This window comes from Kitasatospora sp. NPDC004272, from assembly GCF_053603035.1.
Genome location: NZ_JBSGET010000121.1, coordinates 1 through 26,067 on the forward strand (window position 1 = coordinate 1; position 26,067 = coordinate 26,067).

Genomic DNA, 26,067 nt, shown 5'->3' on the forward strand with positions numbered 1-26,067 from the left:
GTTGACTTTTGGCACGCTGTTGAGTTCTCAAGGAACGGATGCTTCCTTCGACCGGCCTTCCGACCGCATCTCCGGGCGCTTCGTTCTTTCGTGTTCCCAGCTTATCAGAGGTTTTCCGCTCCGTTTTCCGGAGTTTCATTCGATCCGATTCGCTTTCGCCTTTCGGCGCTCCCGAACTCTATCAGAGTTTCTCGGCCTGTTTTCCCCGCCCAGATTCGAACGAATTCGATTTCGGAGCGAAGCCGCACGACCGTGGGGCAACCCGGAGAACATTACGCACCGGGCTGCCCCAGGTCAAATCGGGTCGTGGGATCAGACCTCGACGACGACCGGGAGGATCATCGGGCGGCGGCGGTAGTTGTCCGCGACCCACTTGCCGATGGTCCGGCGGACCAGCTGCTGGACCTGGCGGACCTCCAGGACGCCTTCGCCGGCGGAGCGGATCAGGGCCTCCTCCAGCTTGCCCGCGATCGAGGTGAACGCGCCGTCCTCGATGCCGGAGCCGCGGGCCTGGATGGTCGGGCCGCTCACCATCTTGCCGTTGGTGGAGTCGACCACCACGAAGACGGAGATGAAGCCCTCCTCGCCGAGGATGCGGCGGTCCTTGAGCGAAGCCTCGGTGATGTCGCCGACCGAGGAGCCGTCCACGTAGACGTAGCCGGCCCGGACCTTGCCGACGATCCGGGCGACGCCCTTCTCCAGGTCGACGCAGACGCCGTCCTCGGCGATGACCACGCGGTTGCGCGGGATGCCGGTGGCGATGCCGAGGTCGGCGGCGGCGCGCAGGTGTCGCCATTCGCCGTGGACCGGCATCAGGTTCTTGGGCTTGCAGATGTTGAAGAAGTACAGGAGCTCGCCGGCCGAGGCGTGGCCGGAGACGTGCACCTTGGCGTTGCCCTTGTGGACGACCTTGGCGCCCCAGCGGGTGAGGCCGTTGATGACGCGGTAGACGGCGTTCTCGTTGCCGGGGATCAGCGAGGAGGCGAGGACGACGGTGTCGCCCTCGACGATGCGGATCTGGTGGTCGCGGTTGGCCATCCGGGAGAGCGCGGCCATCGGCTCGCCCTGGGAGCCGGTGCAGATCAGCACCACCTCCTTGTCGGGGAGGTCGTCGAGGGTCTTGACGTCGACGAGCAGGTTGCCGGGGACCTTCAGGTAGCCGAGCTCGCGGGCGATGCCCATGTTGCGGACCATCGAGCGGCCGACGAAGGCGACCTTGCGCTTGTACTCGTGCGCGGCGTCCAGGACCTGCTGGATGCGGTGCACGTGGCTGGCGAAGGAGGCGACGATGATGCGCTTGTCCGCGTTGGCGAAGACGTTGCGCAGGGCCGCCGAGATGTCGCGCTCGTGCGGGATGAAGCCGGGGACCTCGGCGTTGGTGGAGTCCACCAGGAGGAGGTCGATGCCCTCCTCGGCCAGCTTGGCGAAGGCCGGGAGGTCGGTGAGCCGGCCGTCCAGCGGGAGCTGGTCCATCTTGAAGTCGCCGGTGGCGACGACCATGCCCGCGGGGGTGCGGACGGCGACCGCGAGGGCGTCCGGGATGGAGTGGTTGACCGCGATGAACTGGCAGTCGAAGGGGCCGATCCGCTCGCGGTCGCCCTCCACGACCTCCAGGACGTAGGGGTGGATGCGGTGCTCGGCGAGCTTGGCCTCGATCAGGGCGAGGGTGAGCTTCGAGCCGATCAGCGGGATGTCCGGGTTCTCCCGGAGCAGGTAGGGCACGGCACCGATGTGGTCCTCGTGGCCGTGGGTCAGGATGATGCCGTCGATCTTGTCGAGGCGGTCCCGGATGTAGCTGAAGTCGGGGAGGATCAGGTCGACGCCGGGCTGCTCGTCCTCGGGGAAGAGCACGCCGCAGTCGACGATCAGGATCCGGCCGCCGTACTCCAGGACCGTCATGTTGCGGCCGATCTCGCCGAGACCGCCGAGCGGGGTGATGCGGAGGGCGCCTTCCTTGAGTGCGGGGGGCGCGCCGAGTTCGGGGTGCGGGTGGCTCAAAAGACTCTCCTCACGACGCACGCCATATGCCCGGGGGGTTCCTCCCCCGGCTGCATATGGCGTGCGTCCATCGTGGTTACCTGACTGCCGATGTGCCGCGCGCCTGCGGTCCCGGTCCAGCGGCGGACCCGGGTGGGTCCGGCGAGCCGGGGGCGCGCACGTCCGTTGTTGGTTACAGGTGTACCCCGCCGGCGGCGAGATCCTCCTTCAACCGGGCGGTCTCCGCCTCCGTGGCGGGAACCAGGGGGAGTCGGAGCGGGCCGGCCGGGTGTCCCTGCAGGTTCAACGCCGCCTTGGCGAGGATGACTCCCTGGGTGCGGAAGATTCCGGTGTAGACCGGCAGCAGGGACTGGTGGACGGCGAGCGCCTTGGCGGTGTCGCCGGAGGCGAAGGCTTCGATCATGGTGCGGATCTCGGCGGCGGCGACGTGGCCGACCACGCTGACCACGCCGACGGCTCCGACCGAGAGCAGCGGCAGGGTGAGCACGTCGTCGCCGGAGTACCAGGCGAGGTCGGCCCGGGCGATGGCGTGGGCGGCGGCGGCGACGTCGCCCTTGGCGTCCTTGTTGGCGACGATCCGGGGGTGCTCGCCGAGGCGGACCAGGGTGTCGGCTTCGAGGGCGACGCCGGACCGGCCGGGGATGTCGTACAGCATGACCGGCAGGTCGGTGGCATCGGCGATGGCGACGTTGTGCCGGTACAGGCCCTCCTGCGGGGGCTTGCTGTAGTAGGGGGTGACGGCGAGCAGGCCGTGCGCGCCGGCGGCCCGGGCCTGGCGGGCGAGTTCGACGCTGTGGTGGGTGTCGTTGGTGCCGACCCCGCTGATGACGTGGGCGCGGTCCCCGACCGCCTCGACCACGGCCCGTACCAGTCGGGCCTTCTCCGCGTCGGTGGTGGTGGGCGATTCGCCGGTGGTGCCGTTGAGCACCAGACCGTCGTTGCCGGAGTCCACCAGGTGGGCGGCGAGGCGCTGGGCGCCGTCGAGGTCGAGCTCGCCCTCGGGGGTGAACGGGGTGACCATCGCGGTCAGGACCCGGCCGAAGGGCGTCTGCGGTGTGGAGGTCGGAGCCATGGGTCCAAAGCTACTCGTAGGGCGGTGGTCGGTAGCCACGCAGGTCCAGGGTTTGGACAGACCGGAGGGTCGGGCGGGGGGCCGGAACCCGGGCCGGACATGGGATTCCGGTGCTGCGCGCTCGGGGGTTCACGCAGCACCGGAATCCGTGTCCTGAGCGTATGGAGCGGCCGAGAAAGCCGCAATCCAGACATGCCGGACAGTCCGCCCGTCTGCCCGTCGGCGCAGGTCAGCGGGCGTTCCGGGGGCCCCGGCCGAAGGCCGCACGGGTGAGGACGGCCCGGGCCCGCGGGCCGCTCGGTCAGACCTTGCGCCAGCCCGGCACCCAGGCGCCGTTCTCGACGGTGTAGTCGCCGAACAGCGACGGGGCCTCCTTGACCATCAGCTCGCCGATCTTGCCGAACAGCAGCCGGATCTCCTCCTCGGCGCCCGGCGCGGTGCGGTTCTCGATCACGTGCCGCAGGGTGCGGACGTTGGCCGTCCAGACCAGTCCGGTGGCCAGGCCCTCGGGGGCGAAGCGGCGCATGAAGGAGGTCTTCTCCTTCTTCTCGTGGAACGGCACGCCCTCCTCGTCCAGCCCGAAGTGGTCGGCCATCCAGTGCTGGAACTCCTCGATCTCCTTCATCAGGCCGGTGGCCCGGGACATCAGCGCCTCGTCCTGCTTGGCCCACTCGGGGAACCAGAACGGGATGTCGTCGAGGCGGACGAAGCGCAGCGACTCCTGGGAGACCGCGACGCCGGCCCGGTGCCGGACCAGCTCGTGGGTGACCACCCGGCTGACGTTGTGCAGCACGAAGGAGAAGGAGACGTGCTCCAGCACCGAGCCGTGCGCGCTGGCCAGGATGTTCTTCAGGTAGACGTCCTGGTCGGTGCGGACCTTGGTGACGTTCGGGTTGAGACCCGGCTTCCAGGAGCGGTAGCAGATCCGGCCGGCGAACTCGGCGAGGTTCTGGGCGTCGTCCAGGTCGCCGCGGTCGACCCGCTCCAGCCAGCTCTCGCCACCGACGTCCTGCAGGTAGGCGGCGACCTCGTCGTAGTCGAGCTCGGGGCGGGCGATCAGGTGGACCTGGGGTTCTACTGCGCGCATGGGAGAACGTCCTGAGGGGGTCTGGAGGGGAGTACGGGTCAGTCTACGGCGGTGGGCGTGCCTGCCCCGCGCAGCTTGATGGCGTGCTGCATGGCCTTGCGGGCCCGCGGCACGTCGCCCGCGTCGGCGTACGCGACGGCCAGCCGGAAGAAGTTGCGCCAGTCGGTGGGGTCGGCCTCGGCCTCGGCCTTGCGGCGGGTGAACACCGCGTCGGCGGAGGCGCGGTCGATCCGGCCGCCGGTGCTGCGCTTCAACTCGTCGACGGGCAGGCCGCCCTCGGCCTCCAGTTCGCGGGCGAGCCGCTCGCTGGCCCGGCCGAAGCGGACGGTCTGGACGAGGAACCAGACGCCGATCACCGGGATGACGAAGGCGCACAGGCCGATTCCGATGCCCAGCGGCTTCCCGGTGGCGACCAGTTGGACGCCCTCGCCGACGCAGACCAGGCTGACCAGCAGCAGGACGCCGGAGAGGACGAAGAATCCGGTGCGGGACGTCATCTCACAGGTCCAGGAAGTGTTCCAGGCCGAAGGTGAGGCCCGGGTGGTCGGCGATCTTCCGCGCACCGAGCAGGATGCCGGGCATGAAGCTGCTGTGGTGCGTGGAGTCGTGACGGATCGTCAGGGTCTCGCCGGTGTCGCCGAACATCACCTGCTGGTGGGCCAGCAGGCCGCGCAGCCGCACCGCGTGCACCGGGACGCCGTCCACGTCGGCGCCGCGGGCGCCGGGCAGGCCGTGGGTGGTCGGGTCGTGCTGCGGGGGCAGGCCGGCCTCGGCGCGGGCGGCGGCGATCAGCTGGGCGGTGCGGGTGGCGGTGCCGGACGGGGCGTCCGCCTTGTTGTCGTGGTGGAGCTCGATCACCTCGACGGACTCGTAGTACTTGGCGGCCAGCTGGGAGAACTTCATCCCGAGGATCGCGCCGATGGAGAAGTTCGGGGCGATCAGCAGGCCCAGCTCGGGGGCCTTCGCGAGCAGGCCGCGGACGGTCTCCAGGCGCTCCTCGGTCCAGCCGGTGGTGCCGGTGACCACGTGGATGCCGTTGCTCAGGCAGTAGTCGAGGTTGCCCATCACCGAGTCGGGGTGGGTGAGTTCGACGGCGACGTCGACCCGGGCCTCGGTGAGTTCGGTCAGCTCGGAGCCGCGGCCCAGGGCGGCCACCAGCTCCAGGTCCCCGGCGGCCTCGACGGCCTTGACGGCCTCCGAACCGATCCGGCCCCTGGCGCCGATCACGGCGACGCGCAGCGTCATGTCAGTCATCCTCTCAAGCCGGTCGGTCAGACCAGCAGGTCGGCGAGCTTGGCGGCCCGCCGGTCGTTGATCGGGCCGATCAGGGCGAGCGAGGGGCGGTGCGCCCCCAGCACATCACGGGCGACGGCGTGCACGTCGTCCAGGGTCACCGCGGCGATCTTCCCGAGCATCTCGTCCACCGACAGGTGGTGGCCGTAGGAGAGTTCGGCCTTGCCGATCCGGTTCATCAGCGAGCCGGTGTCCTCCATGCCGAGCACGGTGGAGCCGGAGATCTGGCCGATGGCGCGGCGCAGCTCCTCCTCGGTGATGCCCTCCTCGACCACCCGGGCGAGCTCGGCGCGGCAGATCTTCAGCACCTCCTCGACCCGCTTGGGCTGGCAGCCCGCGTAGATGCCGAACAGGCCGGTGTCGGCGTACGAGGAGGAGTAGGAGTACACCGAGTACGCCAGGCCGCGCTTCTCCCGGACCTCCTGGAACAGCCGGGAGCTCATGCCGCCGCCGAGGGCCGCGTTGAGCACCCCGAGCGCCCAGCGGCGCTCGTCGTGGCGGGGGATGCCGGGGAGGCCGAGGACCAGGTGGGCCTGTTCGGTGGGGCGGTTGAGGACGGCGGCCCGTCCGGCGGTGCGGACGGCCTTGACGCCGCGGCGGACCTCGGCGGGGTGGCCCTTGGACTTGGCCAGGACGGGCGCGAACGCCTGCTGGACCAGCTTGACCACCTTGGCGTGGTCGAGGTTCCCGGCGGCGGCGACCACCAGGTTCTCCGGCTTGTAGCGGCGCTGGTAGAAGCCGGCGATCTGGTCGCGGGTGAGCGCGGTGACGGTCTCCTGGGTGCCCAGGATGGGGCGGCCGAGCGGGGACTCCCCGAAGATCACCTTGGCGAACAGGTCGTGCACCACGTCGCCCGGGTCGTCCTCGGCCATCGCCATCTCTTCCAGGATGACGCCGCGCTCGGACTCCACGTCCTCGGGGCGGACCAGCGAGCCGGTCAGCATGTCGCAGACCACGTCGATGGCGAGCGGCAGGTCGGTGTCCAGGACCCGCGCGTAGTAGCAGGTGTTCTCCTTGGCGGTGAAGGCGTTCATCTCGCCGCCGACCGCGTCCAGCGCGGCGGAGATCTCCAGCGCGTCGCGCCGGGCGGTGCCCTTGAAGAGCAGGTGCTCCAGGTAGTGGGTGGCCCCGTTGAGGACGGGCGTCTCGTCGCGGGAGCCGACGCCGACCCAGATCCCGAAGGTGGCGCTGCGCACCGTCGGGAGGGTTTCGGTGACGACCCGCAGGCCGCCGGGGAGGACCGTGCGGCGGACGGTGCCCGCGCCGCCTTCGGTGCCCTTGAGCAGGGTCCGGGTGGTTCCGGGGCGCTGCTTCGCCGCCGAGGCCTGGGCCACGGGTGTTCCTTCCAACTGCTGCTGCACGAACAGGACTTCACGAACAGGGTGCGGCCCGCACGCGCCGGGAAGGGCGTGCGGGCCGCGGGTGCTACGGGGTGGTCACTCGGAGGCGGCGGCCTCGCCGCCCTCCTCGCCCTCGACGACCGGGATCAGCGAGAGCTTGCCGCGCGGGTCGATCTCGGCGATCTCGACCTGCACCTTGGCGCCGACGCCGAGCACGTCCTCGACGTTCTCGACGCGCTTGCCGCCGGCCAGCTTGCGGATCTGCGAGATGTGCAGCAGACCGTCCTTGCCCGGCATGAGCGAGACGAAGGCGCCGAAGGTGGTGGTCTTCACCACGGTGCCCAGGTAGCGCTCGCCGACCTCCGGCATGGTCGGGTTGGCGATCTGGTTGATCGTCGAGCGGGCAGCCTCCGCCGAGGGGCCGTCGACCGCACCGATGTAGATGGTGCCGTCGTCCTCGATGGTGATGTCCGCGCCGGTGTCCTCCTGGATCTGGTTGATCATCTTGCCCTTGGGGCCGATGACCTCGCCGATCTTGTCCACCGGGATCTTGATGGTGATGATCCGCGGCGCGTTCGGGGACATCTCGTCGGGCGCGTCGATGGCCTCGTTCATGACGTCGAGGATGTGCAGGCGGGCGTCCTTGGCCTGCTTCAGCGCGGCGGCCAGCACCGAGGCCGGGATGCCGTCGAGCTTGGTGTCGAGCTGCAGCGCGGTGATGAAGTTCCGGGTGCCGGCGACCTTGAAGTCCATGTCGCCGTACGCGTCCTCGGCGCCGAGGATGTCGGTGAGGGTCACGTAGTGGGTCTCACCGTCGATCTCCTGCGAGATCAGGCCCATCGCGATGCCGGCGACGGGGGCCTTGAGCGGCACACCGGCGTTCAGCAGCGACATGGTCGAGGCGCAGACCGAGCCCATCGAGGTGGAGCCGTTGGAGCCCAGCGCCTCGGAGACCTGGCGGATCGCGTAGGGGAACTCCTCGCGGGTCGGCAGGACCGGGAGGATCGCCCGCTCGGCGAGGGCGCCGTGGCCGATCTCGCGGCGCTTGGGCGAGCCCACGCGGCCGGTCTCGCCGACCGAGTACGGCGGGAAGTTGTAGTTGTGCATGTAGCGGCGACGGGTCTCCGGGGAGAGCGTGTCGAGCTGCTGCTCCATGCGCAGCATGTTCAGCGTGGTGACGCCCAGGATCTGGGTCTCGCCGCGCTCGAACAGGGCCGAGCCGTGCACCCGCGGGATGGCCTCGACCTCGGCGGCCAGGGTGCGGATGTCGGTGACGCCGCGGCCGTCGATGCGGACCTTGTCCTTGATGACGCGCTCGCGGACGATCTTCTTGGTCAGCGCGTTGTAGGCGGCGCTGATCTCCTTCTCGCGGCCCTCGAACTCCGGGAGCAGCTTGTCGGCGGCGACGCCCTTGATCCGGTCCAGCTCGTTCTGGCGCTCCTGCTTGCCGGCGATGGTGAGCGCCTTGGCGAGCTCGTCCTTGACGGCGGAGGTCAGCGCGGCCAGCACGTCGTCCTGGTACTCCAGGAAGCGCGGGAACTCGCCGGTCGGCTTGGCGGCCTGCTTGGCGAGCTGGGCCTGGGCGGCGCACAGCACCTTGATGAACGGCTTGGCGGCCTCCAGGCCGGCGGCGACGACCTCCTCGGTCGGCGCCTCGGCACCGCCCTCGACCAGCTGGATGGTCTTCGCGGTGGCCTCGGCCTCGACCATCATGATCGCGACGTCGCCGTCGGGCAGCGCCCGACCGGCCACGACCATGTCGAAGACGGCCGACTCCAGCTCGGAGTGGGTCGGGAAGGCCACCCACTGGCCGTTGATCAGCGCGACGCGGACGCCGCCGATCGGGCCGGAGAACGGCAGGCCGGCCAGCTGGGTGGAGGCGGAGGCCGCGTTGATGGCCACCACGTCGTACAGGTGGTCGGGGTTGAGCGCCATGACCGTCACGACGACCTGGATCTCGTTGCGCAGGCCCTTGACGAAGGACGGGCGCAGCGGGCGGTCGATCAGGCGACAGGTCAGGATCGCGTCCTCGGAGGGGCGGCCCTCACGACGGAAGAACGAGCCGGGGATGCGGCCGGCGGCGTACATCCGCTCCTCGACGTCCACCGTGAGGGGGAAGAAGTCGAAGTGCTCCTTGGGCTGCTTCGAGGCGCTGGTGGCCGACAGCACCATGGTGTCGTCGTCCAGGTAGGCCACGGCGGAGCCGGCGGCCTGACGGGCCAGGCGGCCGGTCTCGAAGCGGATGGTGCGGGTGCCGAAGCTGCCGTTGTCGATGACGGCCTCGGCGTAGAAAACGTTCTCTTCCACCTGGAAGATCTCCTCTTTCGTACGTCTCCCCAGGAGCGCCCCTGCGCTTGCCTGCCGTGGCCCGGGCAGCTGGGCCGGTCTTCGATCGAAGCCACCGGGTCGTGCCCCGTCCTGCGGGGTTCCCGGCGGCCACTACCGAGGACCGGCGCCTTTCGGCGCGCGGCGGTCGGCGTGTGGACGCTCCTGCGGGGTGCGGGCGGCCTCCGTTGGAGGCCTTGATTCGGCCCGCTAGGGCGGGCATGCCCTTTACCTTACAAATTCACACCCTACCGAGCACGGCTTTACGCCGACGGCTTCGTCGCGGGGTGTGGTCAAAGGGTTGCCCGGGGTGGCGCGGAATGCGCCGAGGGGCGGCTCCCCGGTGAGGGGAGCCGCCCCTACGAGCGGTGTCAGCGGGCGCCGCCGGCGGCACCGCGGCGGATGCCGAGGCGGTCCACCAGGGTACGGAAGCGCTCGATGTCCTTCTTGGCCAGGTACTGCAGCAGGCGGCGGCGCTGGCCGACCAGGATCAGCAGGCCGCGGCGCGAGTGGTGGTCGTGCTTGTGGAACTTGAGGTGCTCGGTCAGGTCCGAGATCCGGCGGGAGAGCATGGCCACCTGGACCTCGGGGGAGCCGGTGTCGCCCTCCTTCTGGCCGAACTCGGCGATGATCTGCTTCTTGACGTCAGCGGCGAGGGCCACGGGCATCTCCTTCGGTGTGGTGGCCGAGCGGTCCTGGTAGGAGGCACAGGACCTGACAAGACTCGACGTGAACAACAGTAGCAGTGCCGATCAACCCGTCGCGCCGCGCACCACGTTGTAGACGTTGAGGACGGCGAGCGCGAGCGGGATGAGGGCGAGCAGCATCAGGCTGTCGACCATGTCCAGGATGCGGCCCCAGAACGGGGACACTCCGGAGCGGGGGACGATCAGCGCGATGGCGGTCATCACCGCGGCGCCGGCCGCGATGGACGCGGCCAGCCACACGGTGCGCAGGTCGGCGCCGCCCTCGTGGGTGAGCTTGGCCATCAGCAGGTGCACCGGGGTGTGCAGGGCCAGGCCGAGGATCAGCAGGCCCAGCGCGGCCAGGCCGGAGATGACCAGGGCGAAGACCTGCGCGGTGTAGCGGAACAGCCGGGCCCGCAGCATGGTCGAGACGCCGATCGCCAGGGCCAGCAGCTCGGCCCAGGTGCGGTCGCTGAAGCCGAGCACCGCGCAGGCGCCGACGATGGTGGCGGCGGCGCCGCCGACCAGGCCGACCAGCACCTCGTGGCCGCGGCGGGCCTGGGCGGCGATCCGCTCGTACTGGACGGTCTCGGCGTTGCCGGCCTCCTCGCCGTAGGCGCTGCCGCGGGTGCGGGTCTGGCCGGGGGCGCTGAAGCCGACGGGCAGTCGGGCGAAGCGGGCGGAGAGCGCGGGGAGGAAGCCGACCGCGGCGACGCCGGCGACGCCGGTGACGGCGGCGATGTCGGTGATCGCGGTGCCGGACATCAGGACGGCGGCGAAGGTGGCCAGGGTGCCCGCGGCGGCGAGGAAGGAGGAGGCGACGAACGCCGAGTCCTTCTCCGGCAGCAGGCCGACCAGCAGGACGGAGACCACCAGCACGGTGACGCAGCCGACGAGGAACTGCAGTCGGCCGGGGCCGGCGCCGTCCGGGACGTCGACGATGCCGGAGCCCGCCAGCATGGCGTGCGGCAGGGCGCCGAGGCCGAGGGCGAGGGCGGCGGTGTGGTCGGCGTAGACCCGGGCGCGGACGCCCGCGAAGGTGACCAGGACGATCGCGGTGACGCCGGCCAGGATGCCGGGCAGGCCGAACATGTCGTGCCGCAGGTCGGAGAACCAGAGCGCGAAGGCCAGCAGCGCGAGCAGCACGGTGCCCGCGATCAGGCCGAAGGCCCGCATCAGGTCGGGGCTCCAGAAACGGCGGTCGGCCTCGACGGCGGAGGCGATCGCGTCCGCGACGTCGTCGTAGACCGCCGGCGGCAGCGACTCCGCGAACGGGCGCAGGCTCAACAGGTCGCCGTCGCGGACCTGTTGGGCGGCCAGCGGCAGTCCGCTGTCCAGCACGGTGCCGTCCCGGCGGACCAGGTGGAAGCCGGTGGGCGTTCCGTCCACCTGGGTCTGCCCGGAGAGCCTCAGCACTTCCGGATAGATGTCCGCGAGCGGGACGTCCTCCGGCAGGGCTACGTCGATCCGGCTGTCCGGAGCCACCACGGTGACCCGGCAGAAACCGGTCGTTGCGTTGTTGCTCACCGGCCCTCTCCCCCTCGTTGGCTGTGTCGGCAAGTCTGCTGACCACTCGTCGTAGCGGGTCCGGAACTGTCACGGTCCGAACGAGAGTTGGCGCGGCGACACCTTACCCCCCGGCGGAAGGGTGGTGTACGCGGGGTCCGGGCGGCCCCGGCCGGACGGCGCCCTGACGGTGGATCAGTCCTAGGCCGGGGCCCGATCCGACCCCGTGGACGAACTGCTTGGCGTGCGCAGTAGGATCGGCCCCTGCGCACGGCGTACGGGGGCCGCGGTCGAAGACGCGAAGCCCCGCGCGCCTGCGGTTCGGCGGAGCGGGGGCGGCGTCATCACACGGGGCGCCCTCACCGTGCGTATCCAGATGCGTGAGGGCGGATTGTGAGCGAGCGATCGGGGCGCACCCTGTCAAGTGCCCTGGGAGGGCGCGTCGTTGAGAACGGGGGGCCGCGCTCTGCGGCTGCCGCCCGGGACGGGGTGATGGCATGAGTACGGTGACGGTGAAGCGTCCGCCGAGGGCGTTCCCGCCGGCGGTGGCGGAGGAGCCGGTCGAGCTGGTTCCGCCGCCCGAGCTGCCGCGGGGCGGTGGCGAGGACTGGCTGATGACGCTGATGCCGATGCTCGGCATGGGCGGCAGCGCGGCCTTCATGTTCCAGGGCGGCCAGGGCCCGATGAAGATGATGGGCGTGCTGATGATCGCGTCCACCGCCGCGATGGCGGTGATGCAGATCGTCAAGGCCCGCAAGGGCGGCAGCGCGGCGACCTCGGACGAGCGCCGCGACTACCTGAAGTACCTGCAGCAGAAGCGCCGCGAGGTGCGCCGGACGGCCGAGCGGCAGCGCGGTTCGCTGCTGTTCACCCACCCGGAGCCGGACCAGCTGTGGTCGGTGGTGGCCGAGGGCCGCCGCCTGTGGGAGCGCCGGCCCACCGACGCGGACTTCGCGCAGATCCGGGTGGGCCTCGGCCCGCTGCAGCTGTCGACGCCGCTGGTCGCGCCGCAGACCGCGCCGATGGACGAGTTGGAGCCGCTCGCCGCGGAGGCGATGGGCACCTTCATCAAGACCCACGGCACCCTGCAGGACCTGCCGCTGGCGGTCTCGCTGCGGGCGTTCTACCACATCACGGTGTGCGGCGACCCGGACTCGGTGTACGGCAACGTGCGGGCGATGGTGGCCCAGTTGGCGACCCTGCACTCCCCCGAGGACCTGATGATCGGGGTGGCCGCCGCGCCCGGCGCGGTGGAGGAGTGGGAGTGGGCGAAGTGGCTGCCGCACACCCAGCACCGCAAGGAGAGCGACGGGGCCGGTTCGCGGCGGCTGATCGCCTCCGGGCTGGGCGAGTTGGAGGAGCTGCTGGCCAACGAGCTGGCGGGCCGCAAGGGCTTCTCCCGGGACAGCACGCCGACCCCGGACCAGCCGCACCTGGTGGTCATCATGGACGGCGCCTCGGTGCCGGTCGACTCGGTGATCGCCGGGGCGGAGGGCGTCCAGGGCGTCACCGTGATCGAGGTCGTCCCGGGTGACCTGGACGAGCCCAACGGCCACCTGGTGATCACCGTCGGCAAGGACGAGCTGCTGCTGGAGGCGGCGTCCGGGGCGAGCTACCCGGGCAAGCCGGACAGCCTGTCGGCGTGGCAGTCCGAGGCGCTGGCGCGGCAGTTGGCGCCGTTCCGGGCGTCCGCGGGCGGCGACGACAGCGACCCGTCGCTGGTGTCGATGGACTTCACCGAGATGATGCACACCGGCGACCCGGGCTCCTTCGACCCGGCCCGGCACTGGCGCCCCAAGCCGATCCGCGAGAAGCTGCGCGTCCCGCTCGGCGTCGGCGTCAACGGCGAGTACGTCTGGCTGGACCTCAAGGAGGCCTCGCTGGAGGGCATGGGCCCGCACGGCATGTGCGTCGGCGCGACCGGTTCCGGCAAGTCCGAGGTGCTGCGCACCATCGTGCTGGCGCTGGCGGTCACCCACTCCTCCGAGGTGCTGAACCTGGTCCTCGCGGACTTCAAGGGTGGTGCGACCTTCGCCGGCATGTCGGAGATGCCGCACACCGCGGCCGTGATCACCAACCTTGAGGGCGAAGCGACCCTGATCGACCGCATGCGCGACGCGATCGAGGGCGAGATGAACCGCCGCCAGGAGCTGCTGCGCGCGGCGGGCAACTACGCGAACATCAACGAGTACGAGCGGGCCCGCACGGCCGGCGCGCCGCTCGACCCGCTGCCCTCGCTGCTGATGATCATCGACGAGTTCTCCGAACTCCTCACCGCGAAGCCGGACTTCATCGAGCTGTTCATCCAGATCGGCCGCATCGGCCGTTCGCTCGGCATGCACATGCTGCTGGCCTCGCAGCGGCTGGAGGAGGGCAAGCTCCGCGGCCTGGACACCTTCCTCTCCTACCGCCTGGGTCTGCGCACCTTCTCGGCCGCCGAGTCGCGGGCCGCGATCGGCGTGCCGGACGCCTACCACCTGCCGCCGATCCCCGGCGTGGGCTACCTCAAGTTCGGCTCCGACGTGATGGACCGCTTCCGCGCCGCCTACGTCTCCGGCAAGTACCGGGCGCCGGGCACCCAGCGCGCGGTCGGCGGCGTGGTGGTCACCGCCCAGCCGGTGCTGTTCACCGCCGCCGAGGTGGAGGTCGTCGAGCCCGAGGTGGAGGTCCTCCCCGAACTCCCCGAGGAGGAGGAGAAGGACGAGGCGCTGCTGGACACCATGCTCGACGTGTTCGTGCAGCGCATGATCGGCCAGGGCCCGCCCGCCCACCAGGTGTGGCTGCCCCCGCTGGACGACTCGCCGTCCGTGGACAGCCTGCTGGAGCCGCTGCAGATCAGCCCGGACCGCGGCCTGACCCCGGCGGCCGTCCGCCAGGGCAACCTGGTCGTCCCGGTCGGCATCGTCGACAAGCCGCGCGACCAGCGCCGCGACGTGATGTACCTGGACTACTCGGGCGCCGCCGGCCACGGCATGATCGTGGGCGGTCCGCGCTCGGGCAAGTCCACCATGGTGCGCACCATCGTGGCCGGCTTCTCGGTCACCCACACGCCGGTGGAGACGCAGTTCTACCTGCTCGACTTCGGCGGCGGCGGCTTCGGCTCGCTGGCCGACCTGCCGCACGTCGGCGGCGTCGCGGGCCGGCTGGACGTCGAGAAGGTCCGCCGCATGATCAGCGAGGTGCACGGCGTGCTCAACCGCCGTGAGGAGCTGTTCCGGGCCACCGGCATCGACACCATCGCCACCTACCGGGCCCGCCGGGCCGCCGGGCAGCTGCCCGACGAGCAGTTCGGCGACGTGTTCCTGTTCGTCGACGGCTGGCTGACCTTCAAGCAGGAGTTCGAGGTCCTGGAGCCGGTCATCGCCGACATCGTCCAGCGCGGTCTCGGCTACGGCGTGCACGTGGTGATCACCGCGGCCCGCTACGCCGAGGTCCGCCCGGCGCTGAAGGACCAGCTGCAGAACCGGGTGGAACTCAAGCTCGGTGACTCGATGGAGTCCGAGATCGGCCGCAAGGTCGCCGCGAACGTGCCGCCGATCCCGGGCCGCGGCCTGACCGCCGACCAGCTGCACTTCCTGTCCGGCCTGCCCCGGATCGACGGCTCCAGCAGCACCGAGGACCTGGTGGACGGCGTGGCCGGCCTGGTCGCCCAGGTCAACGCGGCCTGGTCGGGCCCGCGGGCCCCGCAGGTGCGCATGCTGCCGCCGGTGCTGGACGGCCACTCGCTGCCCAAGGGCTTCGAGCACCCGGAACTGGGTGTCGCGTTCGGTGTCGACGAGGTCGAGCTGGCGCCGGTGTTCGTCAACTTCGAGAACGACCCGCTGTTCGTCGTCTTCGGCGAGAGCGAGTCCGGCAAGTCGGCGATGCTGCGGATGCTGATCAAGCAGATCACCGAGCGGTACACCCCGGACCAGGCGGGCATCGTGGTCGGCGACTTCCGCCGCTCGCTGCTCGGCGTGGTGCCGCCGGAGTACCTGGTCGAGTACGCGGCCGCCGCGCCCGCCATGTCGGCGATCGTGGAGATGCTGCGCGGGGCCTGCGGGCGCCGCCTGCCCGGCCCGGACGTCACGCCGGAGCAGCTGCGCAACCGCAGCTGGTACAGCGGCAAGGACATGTTCGTGATCGTGGACGACTACGAACTGGTCGCCACCCAGTCGGGCAACCCGATGGCGCCGCTGGCGGAGTTCCTGCCGTTCGCGCGCGACATCGGCCTGCGCCTGATCATCGCCCGCAACGCGGGCGGCGCCGGCCGCTCGCTGTTCGAGCCGGTGATGCAGCGCATGCGCGAGCTGGGCGGCCAGGGCGTGATCCTCTCCGGCGACAAGGGCGAGGGCGCGCTGCTCGGCACGGTCAAGCCGCAGCCGCTCCCGCCGGGCCGCGGCGTGTTCGTCTCCCGCCGGATCCAGGCGGGCCAGACGGTGCAGACGGGCTGGCTGCCGACGCAGATGTAGGACCGCCGCCGTTCACGCACGGTGACCGAAAGGGCCGGACCCCGGAAGGAGTCCGGCCCTTTCCGCATCCCGGAACCGGGCCGGTGCCATAACGTTATCTTCCGTTTTTCGCGGTTTCCCTTCGGTTCCCGTACCCCCCGGCGGCCTGCGGCGGCCCTTTTCGGCCCAGCGCCGCGGTACGGCAGGGCACCTTGGAATCAAACGTTAGCCAGCTCACTTCGCCTTCGATTCAAGCGCGATCAATGGGAGTTGACACTACGGAAACATGTGTCCCAGCCGCCCGGAAACTGCGTTCCGCAGGCCGAACGGCCTTACGACAACGGAATCCGCAGCTGATCACGCGTTGACGGGACCAATTCACCCAGGCAACCTGGCGAACCGGGAGCGAAGCAGAACCAGACCGCGAGACCGTGCTTCGGAGGCGATACCGCTCCCGTCCCCCACATCACCGCTCAGTGGATCGGATGCCCCATGACCGACACGCTCCCCCCGAAGGTGGTCGCCCCCGCGGGGGACGCCGACACCGCGGGCAGCCCGAAGAAGCTCGCCCGGTCGCTCGGCGTCGTGGGCGGCACCCTGCTCACGCTCTCCTGCGTGACACCGGCGTCCTCACTCTTCGTGATCGTCCCGGACCTCTTCAAGGACCTCGGCACCTTCACCCTGATGTCGATCCTGATCGGCACGGTCATCTGCGTCGCGGTGGCGTTCTGCTACTCCGAGCTCGGCACCCTGGTGCCCTCCGCGGGCGGCGAGTACGCCATGGTCGGCACCCTGGCGGGCAAGTTCACCGGCTGGCTGGTGTTCATCCAGTCGCTGATCGTGGTGATGATCGTGCCCTCACTGATCGCCATGGGCACCGCCGACTACCTGGAACCGATCATCCACCTCGACCCCAAGTGGGCCGGCGCCGCGGTGATGCTGGCGGCCACCGTGGCCGGTCTGCTCGACCTGCGGGCCAACGCCTGGATCACCGGCATCTTCCTGGTGCTGGAGGTCATCGCCTGCGCCGTGGTCGCCTTCCTCGGCTTCGGCCACGCCGAGCGCGGCGTGGGCAGCATGGTGCACGGCTCCGTCGCGGACGCCGCGAGCGGCGCCACCAGCGGGGTGGGCTTCGCGGCGATCCTGGCCGCGATGGGCACCGCGCTCTTCGTCACCCAGGGCTTCTCCACCGCGATCTACCTCTCCGAGGAGCTGGAGAACCCGCGCAAGAACGTCGCCCGCACCGTGCTGTGGACGCTGGGCCTGTCCACCGCCATCATCCTGGTCCCGGTCGCCGCGATCACGATGGGCGCCCCCGACCTGAAGGCGCTCAGCGAGGGCGACATCTCCTCCCTGGTGATCGGCTGGAGCAACAGCGGCGTCGGCACCTTCATCAGCCTGTGCATCGCGCTGGCGATCATCAACGCCGGCATCGTGATGGTCATCCAGAACTCCCGGGTGCTGTTCGCCTCCGGCCGCGACAAGGCCTGGCCGGAGCCGGTCAACAAGGCGTTCGGCACCCTCAACAAGTTCAGCGCCCCGTGGATCTCCACCCTGGCGGTCGGCGTTCCCGGCGCCGCGCTCTGCTTCGTCGGCCAGGACCTGCTGACCAACATCACCGGTGTCGCGGTCGCCGCGCTCTACCTGCTGGTCGCCGTCGGCGCGCTGTTCTCCCGCCGCGGCCACCACAAGAACGCCCCGGCCTGGCGCCAGCCGCTCTGGCCCGCGCTGCCGGTCCTGGTGATCGTCGCCCTGGCCTACACCCTGACCAAGCTCGACCCCACCGCGCTGTGGTGGACCCTCGGCATCACCGCCGCCGCCAGCCTCTACTGGGCGCTCTACCTGCGGCCCCGCCCGGAGACCCGCTGGGTGATCACCCTCCCCGAGGACGAGCGCGTCTGACCCCCGCGGACCCGCTCCCGCGTCGGCCCCCGCTCCGGTCCCCGAGACCGGAGCGGGGGCCGGCCCCTTTCCGGGACCGGCCCCCGCTCCGTCCTGCGCGGCGCGTCGGCCGCCGTGCGCCGAGCGCGGCGGGTCAGCCGTGGCGGCTGCGGCGGCGGCCCATGTCGCGGGCGACGATCGAGCCGCCCGCCAGGCCCGCCACCACCAGGGCGCCGATGCCCAGCACGAAGGTGCCGGTGCGGCGGTCCCGGTCGGCCTGGGTCTCCTCCAGCCCGAGCGGCTGCGCGACCAGCGTGGCGGCGTCCAGCTTGGTGGACGGGTCCGGGTGCGGCGACTCGGACGGGCCGGGCACCTTGGTGTACTCGACGGCCTTCACCGGGTCGACCACGCCCCAGCCGATGTACTTGTTGGGTCCGTGCTCGGTGCGCTGCGCGGTCTGCTCGATCACCGTGCGGATCTGCTGGGCGGTCCAGTCCTTGTGCATGCCCTTGAGGATGGCCGCCACGCCCGCGACGTACGGGGCGGAGAAGCTGGTGCCGTTGTCGGTGCACTGGCCGTGGCCCGGGACGGTGGAGAGCATGTCGACGCCGGGCGCGGCCACGTCGACGAAGTCGCCGTACTGGGAGAACGGGGCCCGCTCGTTGTTCCGGTCGGAGGCGCCCACCGAGAGCACCGTGCTGAAGGCGGCCGGGTAGGTGGGGCCCTCGGCGCCGTCGTTGCCCGAGGAGGCGACGACCACGATCCCGGCCCGCTCGGCGCTGTCCAGCGCGCTCTTGAGCTTGTCGGCGTCCTGGAAGGTCGGGTTGTCCAGGTCCGCGCTCGGGGACGCGGACGGGTCGTTCTCGATCCGGACGTCCTGCGAGATGTTGATGACCTGGACGCCCTTGCTGATCGCGTCCTGGATCGCGGCGGCCAGGGTCTTGACGCTGCCGTGGCCCTCGGCGTCGTTCTGCCGGATCGCCAGGATGGTCGCGTCCTTGGCCAGGCCGACGAAGCCGATGCCCGGCTTCTCGGCGGCCGCGATGATGCCCGCCACCTTGGTGCCGTGGCCGACCGGGTCGGTCCGGCTGTCACCGGCGGGGCGCTGCTGGCCCTCCGCGACGTTCTCGCCCAGGTAGTCGTGGCCGGCCTCCACCTTGCCCGCCAGCTGCGGGTTGGCCTGGTCCACCCCGGTGTCGATGACGGCGACCTTGACGTCCTTGCCGGTCCGGTTGTTCGGGTCCTCCCCCGGGTCGGCGCCCGGGTCGGCGCTGGGCTTGGCGGCCTGCCGGCCCTCGCCCCACAGTTCGCTGAGGAACACCCGCTGCAGCGCCCACGGCTTGGAGACCACGTCCTGCTCGATGGGGAAGTTGCAGTCCCCCGCCGCGGCCAGCGTCAGCGCCGCCCCGGGGGCGCCGCCCGCGGGCGCCGGCCCGGCCCAGGCCGGAACGGTGCCGACCGAACCGACCGCCCCGAGCACCAGCAGCACCGCACCGGCCCGGCGCAACGATCCTGACGACACCTCTGCTCCACCCCTCATCGTTCTCCACCCGTGTCCGTCCGTGTACCACCCCGCACGGCGTGCGAAGGGCGGGCGCCCTGAGGACGCCCGCCCGTGTCAAGCACTGCCGTGCCGGTTCCCCCGTGCCGTTGCCGGCCCGCCGATCACTGCTGCCAGATGCCCGCGTTGGTGTTCTCGGTCTGCTGGTAGCTCTGCGCCGCGTTGTCCAGCGCGCCGGCGATCCGGCCGAGCACCTCCTGCAGGTCCGCCGCCTTGGCGTCCCACTGGGCCTGCCGGGCCTGGTAGCCCTGCTGAGCCGCGCCCTCCCAGCTGGAGGCGATGCGCTGGACGCCCGCCTTCAGGTCGTCGAGCTGGCTCTGGATGCGAGCGGCGGTCTGGCGGACCTCGGTGCTCGCGTTCTGGATGGTCTGGAAATTGACGAGAATGCCGGACATTGATCTCTCCCCTTCGATGGATTCACGGCGCGCCCCCGGAAGGGCGCAGCGAGGCTGGTTGCTCCAGAGCTACCGGCGTCAGCCGATGCCACCGACCGCGGCGCGCTGCTCCTCTTCGGTCATCGAGTAGGCCTTGGTGGTCGCCTCGATGGCCTGGCGGATCTCGTCGAGGATCCGGTTGAGCGCAGTGGCGTCGTCGTTGAACTGCGACTGCATCTGCTGGTACGCGGACGCGGCCGCGCCCTTCCAGCCGGAGGCGATCTCGGAGACCAGGTTGTTGAGGCGGCTGATCTCGCCCTGGACCTGGTTGTTGACCTCGCCGATGCGGTTCGCGAAGGCGGTCATTTCCTCCGCGGTCGTCGTGAACTGACCTGCCATGATCCACCGTCCCCCATGAGACAGACAACGTCCGGACGCCCCTGTGGCGAACGTCCGTACGGGCACCACCTGTGTGGTGCTCTGAAGCACTGTAACGGCCAACTGGCCTGCGCCCAACACCGGGTAGCGGGTAGTTACCAGACCATGACACTGGACCGCGGCACCGGTGCTGACCCCGCGTCAGGCGTTCTGGGCCTGAAGTGCGGAGTTGGTGTTGAGCACCGGACCGGCCGGCACCAGCTTCGACCAGGCGGCGGGCACCTGGGGCATCAGGACGTCCTTGTAGCCGAGCCGCGCCTGGGCCTCGTTGGTGTTGTTCGACTTGCCCCCGTCCGGCGAGGCGCTGGCCGTGCCCGCGGCGGCGCCGTCGCCGTTGGCCGGCAGCGAGTAGCGCAGGCCGGAGTCGGTGATCAGGAAGTCGCTGCCGGAGGAGGCCGCCTGGGTGCCGGTGCTGAGCACGTCGCCCTCGATCGCGCGGTACAGCAGGCCGTGACCGGGCGTCACGTGGGCGCTGACCGAGCCGGAGGTGACCTGCGCCGGGTACGCCGTGCTCGCCCAGACCGAGCGGATGATGCCGCCCTTCTCGTCGGCGCCCTCGTAGGTGGAGCAGACCACCGTCCGGGCGCCGCTGGCGGCGACGTTGACGGCCTGCTGCTTCTTGACCGGCAGGTTCCCGGCGGCCGTGATCATCTCCTTGGTGGTCTTGGACTCCAGCTTGCTGATGTCGCCGGCGCCGACGTCCTCGATGGCCGGCGTGCCGTTCTTCGGGTACGCGCTCTGCAGCAGCGGGTCGGTGCGCATCAGCTCGGCCTGGAACTCGGTGATCTGGTAGAGCTGGTCGAGCCCGACCGCGTAGTACACGCCCTGGAACTTCAGCAGCCGGCCGACGTACTTCTGGTCCGGGTTGGACAGGTCCAGGTTGGACTTGGCGGAGGTCTTGGTGGTCTTGAAGGTGTCGATCCGGGGGAACTGCACCGGGTCGCCGGCGGCCAGCGTGTCCAGCCACTCCTTGGTGACCTGCTGCGGCTTGGTGCCCGGGCTGCTCAGCGCCGTCATCAGGTCGCTGCGCTCCTTGCCGTCCATGTCCCGCATGCCGAGCGCGTGCTTGACGCCCTTGGAGTCGACCAGGTAGATCGACCCCTGGGTGTGCCCGCTGTCCAGCAGGGGCTCCTGGACCAGCAGCATCTGGCCGTCGTTCAGCTTGTTGTCGCTCGTCTTCAGGGTCTTCTCGTCCTGACCGGCGGCGACGAACACCGACTGGCTGACGGTCGTCTGCAGGTTGTCCTTGCCCATCTTGTCGCAGACCGACCAGGTCTTCGCGGTCCCGGCGTCGCCCTTCGCGGGCAGCTTGTCCGGCGCGTACGGGATGCCGATGGTCGCGCCGCGCCGCGGGTACTTGTCCAGCACGTCGTCGGCGACGGTCTGCACGGTGGCGCTCTCGGGCAGCACCAGCCGGGCCGAGGACATGTTCAGCACCTGGTGCAGGGTGGGCTCCTTGTTCGGCCCGTCGTTCAGGATCACGTAGCGGGTCGTGGAGGACTTGCCCTGGATGACGAACTTCCCGCTGTCCCAGTTCGGCGGGGCGGCGGGCTTGAGCACGCCCCACATCCCGAAGCCCGCGACGACCACCGCGGCGACCACGAAACTCGGCAGCACCGCGCGCAGCGGACGCGGCGCGTCCTCGTCGTTGCCGCCGCCGCCCGGCTGCAGGAAGGCCCCCACCATCCGCTTCCGGGCGAAGGTGTAGGCGTTCAGCTCGTCCCGGCGTGATGCCATGCTCGTCCCCGTCTCCCCTGTTGTTCCGCTGTGCGGCCCGCCCGGCGGGCCTGTCAACGCGCTTGCGCCGTGCGTGAGTCTGCCACCCGGCGGGCGGGCCTCGCGGCCACCCCTCTACGATGCGGCAGCAGACGGTGAGTACGGTAACGGGTAGGCTCCGACGGTCCGCCATCCGGGCCGCCGACCCGGCCCCCGCCCGCACTTTCCGGGCCCGCAGGGGGATCTGACGGGACATCTGAAGCAGAGAGGGCAATTCGGGGGATGCCAAGCCAGTCCGCTCCAGCACGACGACGCTCCACCTCGCACGGCCGGAGGCCGGACGCCCCGGGCGGACGCCGGGCCCGCACCGCGCCGCCCGCCCCGGCCGCGGTCGGTCCGGTGGGCCTGCGGCTGCTGCCCAGGCCCGGACTGCTGGGCCGCCGCCTGGAGCTCAAGCAGATCGTCCAACTGGAGGTCGCCGCCGCCCTGGTGGCGGTCGGGTGGTCGATCAACACGATGATGGCGGGCGTCTTCGCGGTGCCCGCGCTGATCCTGGTCGCGGTCGCGCTGCTGCGCCTCGGGGGCCGCACCACCGGCGAGGCGGTGGGCGTCCGCTCGACGTACAACTCCCGCCGCCGGGACGCGAAGTACAACGTCCCGCCGCCCGGCACCGACCCGGCGATCGCGCCGGTGATGGAGCTCGACCCGGCGCTCAAGACCTGCACCCACGCGATCGAGACCGACCTCGGCGACGGCCGTCCGCTGCGCCGCGAGACCGGCATGGTCGGCGACGGCACCTTCTTCACCTCGGTGCTGCTGGTGCAGTCCAAGGACCAGCCGCTGCGCCCCGGCCGGGCCGCCTCCTCGGTGCCGCTGGACCTGATCTGCTCGGTCCTGCAGGTCGACGACATCGGCCTGGAGTCGGTGCAGCTGATCCAGCACACCCAGCCGGCGCCCGCGCCGCACCTGCCCGAGCACTCGCTGGCCGCCCGCGCCTACCAGCAGACCCCCGGCGGGGTGAGCACCCCGGCGCTGCGGCTGACCTGGGTCGCGCTCAAGCTCGACCCGGAGCGCGCGGCCACCGCCGTGCTGGCCCGCGGCGGCGGCGAGGAGGGCGCCCGCAAGACCCTGCAGCGGGTCACCGACCAGCTGGCCGGCCGGCTCAACAGCGCCGGGTTCACCGCCACCGTCCTGGACGAGCGCGAGCTGATCGCCGCGCTGGCCATCTCGGTGTGCGCCAACCCGGTGGCGGTGGCGGGCCGGCAGGGCTCCGGCGGCGGCGGGGTCGGCGTGCGCCGCACCCAGGAGTCGGCGAAGTACTGCCGGATCGACGACCGCTGGCACGCCACCTACTGGATCTCCAAGTGGCCGGTGCTGTCCCGCCCGGGCATGGGCGGCGGCCGGGTGGCCGCCCCCGACCTGGTCAACCAGCTGACCGGCACCCCCGCGTTCGCCTCGACCTTCTCCGTCACCGCGACCCGCGCGATGGGCGGCTCGGTGGCGCTCAGCGGCCACCTGCGGCTGACCGAGCACAACGAGTCCCGGCTCGACCAGATGGGCCGCCAGGTGGAGTCCCGGGCGCAGCACAGCGGCGCCTCGCTGACCCGCCTCGACCTGGAGCACGCCCCCGGCCTGCTCGCCACGCTGCCCCTGGGAGGGACGTCCTGATGGCCTACCAGACCTACCCCGGCCAGGCCCCGCAGCCGGTCGAGCAGCGCCCGGTGCGGGTGCGTCCCGGCTACGGCCTGCGCGGCCCGCGCCGGGAGAAGCACGTGCTGACGGTCGAGGACCTGTCGGCGCTGGCCTTCCCGGTCGGCGACGACGGCGTGGTGATCGGCCTGGACCACCAGCAGCAGCCCGCCGTGATCGGCCTGTTCCGCCCGTCCGCGTTCGAGGTGGTGCTGGTCGGCGGCATGTGGACGGCGCAGCTGATCGCGCTGCGCGCGGCCGCGACCGGCGCCCGGATCGCGGTGGAGACCGGCCGTCCGCAGGCGTGGGCGCCGATGGCGCAGGCCGCGGGCGGCGGCCAGCCGTGCGTGACGATCCACCAGGTGGGGCGGCTGGGCGCGCAGGGCGCCTCGGTGGCGTCCCCCGTTCTGGTGGTGCGCGACCTGGGCGCGCGGCCCAACCGCAGCCGGCTGTCGGCGGCGCCGTGGCAGACCACGCTGACCGTGCTGCCGTACCTGGGCCCGAACGCGAGCCGGGTGATCAACGCGGCCGACCTGGTCGGCCTGCAGCGGGTCTCCCCGCAGGAGTCCGACCTGCTGGGCCGGCTGCTGTCGCTGGCGCCCGGCGACGTCAGCGCGCTGCCGACGCTGCCGGACAACGTGACGCTGTGGGCGACCCGGATGCGGCGTCAGTACGTGATGACCAACCAGGGCGAGGCCGAGACCCAGGTGCTGGGCGGTCCGCGCCGCATGGACTGACCGGTGCCCGGCCGGTCGGCGCACTCCGGGCGGGCCCCCGGCGCGCACCGGGCCGGCCGGTCGACCGGGTCCGCCGGATTCGCCGTCAGGTCGGGCACCGCCTTCAACGCGGGCACCTGCACGGCCTAGTCTTGTTGCCCGACGGCAACCGCCGAAGCAGCTTCGGCGAGAACGAGGGAGCCCCAGTGAGCAGCGATCGGGACGGCGTCTACGTCGGCGACAACGCGGCCGAGGACGACGATGACTGGTCCGACGCCCCGGACTACAGCGCCCCGTCCTGGTACACCCAGAGCGCCGCGCCCGGTGCTCCGGTAGCGGCGCCGCAGCCGCCCGTCCAGCAGCAGGTGCAGCCGCCGCAGGTGCAGCCGCCACCGGTCCAGCAGGCCCCGCCGCCGCAGGTGCCGGGTCCGCCGCAACCGCCGGTCGGCCAGCAGGCCCCGCAGCCGCCGTTCCCGCAGCAGGGCCAGCAGCCGTTCCCGCCGCAGCCCGACGCCCAGCAGCCGCCGCAGCAGTGGCCGAACCAGCCGTACCCGCCGCAGCAGGGCCAGCCCCCGGCCGACCCGCGGGCGGGCGGTTGGCCGCAGCCCGGGCAGACCATGGGCGGGCAGCAGTACGCGCCTCCCGGCCCGCCGCAGCAGCACGGTGTCGGCGGTGCGCCGCAGGCTCCGGCGCAGTTCCAGCAGGCGACCGGGCAGCCCTCGGCGCACGGTGCGGCGCTCGGTTACACGGCCGCGGTGGAGCTGTCCTCGGACCGGCTGCTGCGCGGCCAGCCGAAGCCGCAGAAGCAGTCGCGGTTCCAGTTCGGCGGCAAGTCGGCGCAGGCCGGCCGGCAGCAGAAGCTGGAGCTGATCCGGCACCCGGTGATGACCTGCTACCGGATCGCGGTGATCAGCCTCAAGGGCGGTGTCGGCAAGACCACGACCACCACCTCGCTGGGCGCGACGCTGGCCAGCGAGCGGCAGGACAAGGTCATCGCGATCGACGCCAACCCGGACGCGGGCACCCTGGGCCGCCGGATCAAGCGGCAGACCGGGGCGACCATCCGCGACCTGGTGACGGCGATCCCGAACATCCGCAACTACATGGACATCCGCCAGTACACCTCGCAGGACCCGAACTCGGGCCTGGAGATCGTCGCCAACGACGTGGACCCGGCGGTCTCCACCACCTTCGACGACTCGGACTACCGCCAGGTCATCCAGGTGCTCGGGCAGCACTACCCGATCATCCTGACCGACTCCGGCACCGGTCTGCTGTACTCGGCGATGCGCGGCGTGCTGGACCTGGCGGACCAGCTGATCGTGGTGGCCACGCCCAGCGTGGACGGTGCCTCCAGCGCCTCGACCACCCTGGACTGGCTGTCCGCGCACGGTTACGCGGACCTGGTGCAGCGGTCGATCACGGTGGTCTCCGGGGTGCGCGAGACCAGCAAGATGATCAAGGTCGAGGACATCGTGGCGCACTTCCAGACCCGCTGCCGCGGCGTCGTGGTGGTGCCGTTCGACGAGAGCCTGGCGGCCGGCGCCGAGGTCAACCTGCAGATGATGCGCCCGAAGGTCCGCGACGCCTACTTCGAGCTGGCGACGCTGGTCGGCGAGGACATCGCCCGCTCGCAGCAGCAGGCCGGCTGGCAGGGCCAGCAGCAGTACCCGCCCCAGGGCGGCTACCCGCAGCAGCAACAGCAGCAGTACCCGCCGCAGCAGGGCGGCTACCCGCAGCAGGGCCAGCCGTGGCAGCAGCCCCCGCAGCAGGGCGGCTACCCGCAGCAGGGCCAGCCGTACCCGCCGCAGGCCCCGCAGCCCGGCTACGGCTACCCGCCGCCGCACGAGGCGCCGCCCCCGGGGTACGGCTACCCGCCGCCCCACCAGGGCTGACCGCACGACGGGAGCCCCCGCGGAACGCGCGTTCCGCGGGGGCTCCCGTCGTGCTCAGGG

At 71.4% G+C, this 26,067-nt stretch carries 18 protein-coding genes; 5 read left to right on the plus strand and 13 right to left on the minus strand.

Annotated features, from left to right (window positions below):
• Positions 1–312: 312 nt before the first annotated feature.
• The 9 genes from ACWEO5_RS29330 to eccD form a co-directional block, all read right to left on the minus strand.
• Complete coding sequence (locus tag ACWEO5_RS29330; protein ID WP_452165220.1) at positions 313–1,998, minus strand: ribonuclease J; 1,686 nt, start codon at positions 1,996–1,998, stop codon at positions 313–315.
• Positions 1,999–2,170: 172 nt separating this feature from the next.
• Positions 2,171–3,070, minus strand: coding sequence for a 4-hydroxy-tetrahydrodipicolinate synthase (gene dapA, locus ACWEO5_RS29335; protein ID WP_452165221.1), 900 nt, complete (start codon positions 3,068–3,070; stop codon positions 2,171–2,173).
• A gap of 301 nt (positions 3,071–3,371) precedes the next feature.
• The gene (gene thyX / locus ACWEO5_RS29340; protein ID WP_344556157.1) at positions 3,372–4,157 is read right to left on the minus strand and encodes an FAD-dependent thymidylate synthase; all 786 of its coding nucleotides are present in this window, start codon (positions 4,155–4,157) and stop codon (positions 3,372–3,374) included.
• Positions 4,158–4,195: 38 nt separating this feature from the next.
• Positions 4,196–4,654, minus strand: a complete 459-nt coding sequence (locus ACWEO5_RS29345; RefSeq protein WP_452165222.1) for a hypothetical protein — start codon at positions 4,652–4,654, stop codon at positions 4,196–4,198.
• A 1-nt stretch (position 4,655) separates the two neighbouring features.
• The gene (gene dapB, locus ACWEO5_RS29350; RefSeq protein WP_452165223.1) at positions 4,656–5,402 is read right to left on the minus strand and encodes a 4-hydroxy-tetrahydrodipicolinate reductase; all 747 of its coding nucleotides are present in this window, start codon (positions 5,400–5,402) and stop codon (positions 4,656–4,658) included.
• Positions 5,403–5,428: 26 nt separating this feature from the next.
• Complete coding sequence (locus tag ACWEO5_RS29355; RefSeq protein WP_452165224.1) at positions 5,429–6,784, minus strand: M16 family metallopeptidase; 1,356 nt, start codon at positions 6,782–6,784, stop codon at positions 5,429–5,431.
• 102 nt (positions 6,785–6,886) lie between these two features.
• A complete protein-coding gene (locus tag ACWEO5_RS29360; protein ID WP_344556150.1) occupies positions 6,887–9,097 on the minus strand; it encodes a polyribonucleotide nucleotidyltransferase in 2,211 nt (736 codons plus the stop codon).
• Between the two features lie 389 nt (positions 9,098–9,486).
• Entirely contained in the window at positions 9,487–9,777 is a 291-nt protein-coding gene (rpsO, locus tag ACWEO5_RS29365; protein WP_030462697.1) for a 30S ribosomal protein S15, read from the minus strand.
• A gap of 90 nt (positions 9,778–9,867) precedes the next feature.
• Positions 9,868–11,328, minus strand: coding sequence for a type VII secretion integral membrane protein EccD (gene eccD / locus ACWEO5_RS29370; RefSeq protein ID WP_452165225.1), 1,461 nt, complete (start codon positions 11,326–11,328; stop codon positions 9,868–9,870).
• Between the two features lie 476 nt (positions 11,329–11,804).
• Here eccD and eccCa point away from each other — a divergent pair, with 476 nt between their 5' ends.
• Together eccCa and ACWEO5_RS29380 are read left to right on the plus strand one after the other, a co-directional pair.
• Complete coding sequence (gene eccCa / locus ACWEO5_RS29375; protein WP_452165226.1) at positions 11,805–15,758, plus strand: type VII secretion protein EccCa; 3,954 nt, start codon at positions 11,805–11,807, stop codon at positions 15,756–15,758.
• 471 nt (positions 15,759–16,229) lie between these two features.
• Positions 16,230–17,639: an APC family permease gene (locus tag ACWEO5_RS29380; RefSeq protein ID WP_452165227.1), complete on the plus strand. Its 1,410-nt coding sequence runs from the start codon at positions 16,230–16,232 to the stop codon at positions 17,637–17,639.
• A 133-nt stretch (positions 17,640–17,772) separates the two neighbouring features.
• Here the strand turns inward: ACWEO5_RS29380 and mycP are convergent, their stop codons facing one another.
• The 4 genes from mycP to eccB form a co-directional block, all read right to left on the minus strand.
• A complete protein-coding gene (gene mycP, locus ACWEO5_RS29385) occupies positions 17,773–19,140 on the minus strand; it encodes a type VII secretion-associated serine protease mycosin (protein ID WP_452165228.1) in 1,368 nt (455 codons plus the stop codon).
• A 143-nt stretch (positions 19,141–19,283) separates the two neighbouring features.
• Positions 19,284–19,574 carry a WXG100 family type VII secretion target gene (locus ACWEO5_RS29390; protein ID WP_452165229.1) on the minus strand — a complete coding sequence of 97 codons (291 nt, stop codon included), beginning with the start codon at positions 19,572–19,574 and terminating at the stop codon, positions 19,284–19,286.
• A 78-nt stretch (positions 19,575–19,652) separates the two neighbouring features.
• On the minus strand, positions 19,653–19,952 hold the full coding sequence (locus ACWEO5_RS29395; protein ID WP_344556140.1) for a WXG100 family type VII secretion target: 300 nt from the start codon (positions 19,950–19,952) through the stop codon (positions 19,653–19,655).
• A gap of 180 nt (positions 19,953–20,132) precedes the next feature.
• Positions 20,133–21,728 carry a type VII secretion protein EccB gene (gene eccB, locus ACWEO5_RS29400; RefSeq protein ID WP_452165230.1) on the minus strand — a complete coding sequence of 532 codons (1,596 nt, stop codon included), beginning with the start codon at positions 21,726–21,728 and terminating at the stop codon, positions 20,133–20,135.
• 261 nt (positions 21,729–21,989) lie between these two features.
• Between eccB and eccE the strand changes: the two genes are divergently transcribed.
• From eccE to ACWEO5_RS29415, 3 genes are all read left to right on the plus strand, one after another.
• A complete protein-coding gene (gene eccE / locus ACWEO5_RS29405; RefSeq protein WP_452165231.1) occupies positions 21,990–23,375 on the plus strand; it encodes a type VII secretion protein EccE in 1,386 nt (461 codons plus the stop codon).
• The gene (locus tag ACWEO5_RS29410) at positions 23,375–24,133 is read left to right on the plus strand and encodes a hypothetical protein (RefSeq protein ID WP_452165232.1); all 759 of its coding nucleotides are present in this window, start codon (positions 23,375–23,377) and stop codon (positions 24,131–24,133) included. The genes eccE and ACWEO5_RS29410 overlap by 1 nt, the downstream gene beginning before the upstream one ends.
• 185 nt (positions 24,134–24,318) lie before the next feature.
• Positions 24,319–26,007 (plus strand): MinD/ParA family ATP-binding protein, encoded by a 1,689-nt coding sequence (locus ACWEO5_RS29415; protein WP_452165233.1) that lies wholly within the window; start codon positions 24,319–24,321, stop codon positions 26,005–26,007.
• Positions 26,008–26,067: the final 60 nt, after the last annotated feature.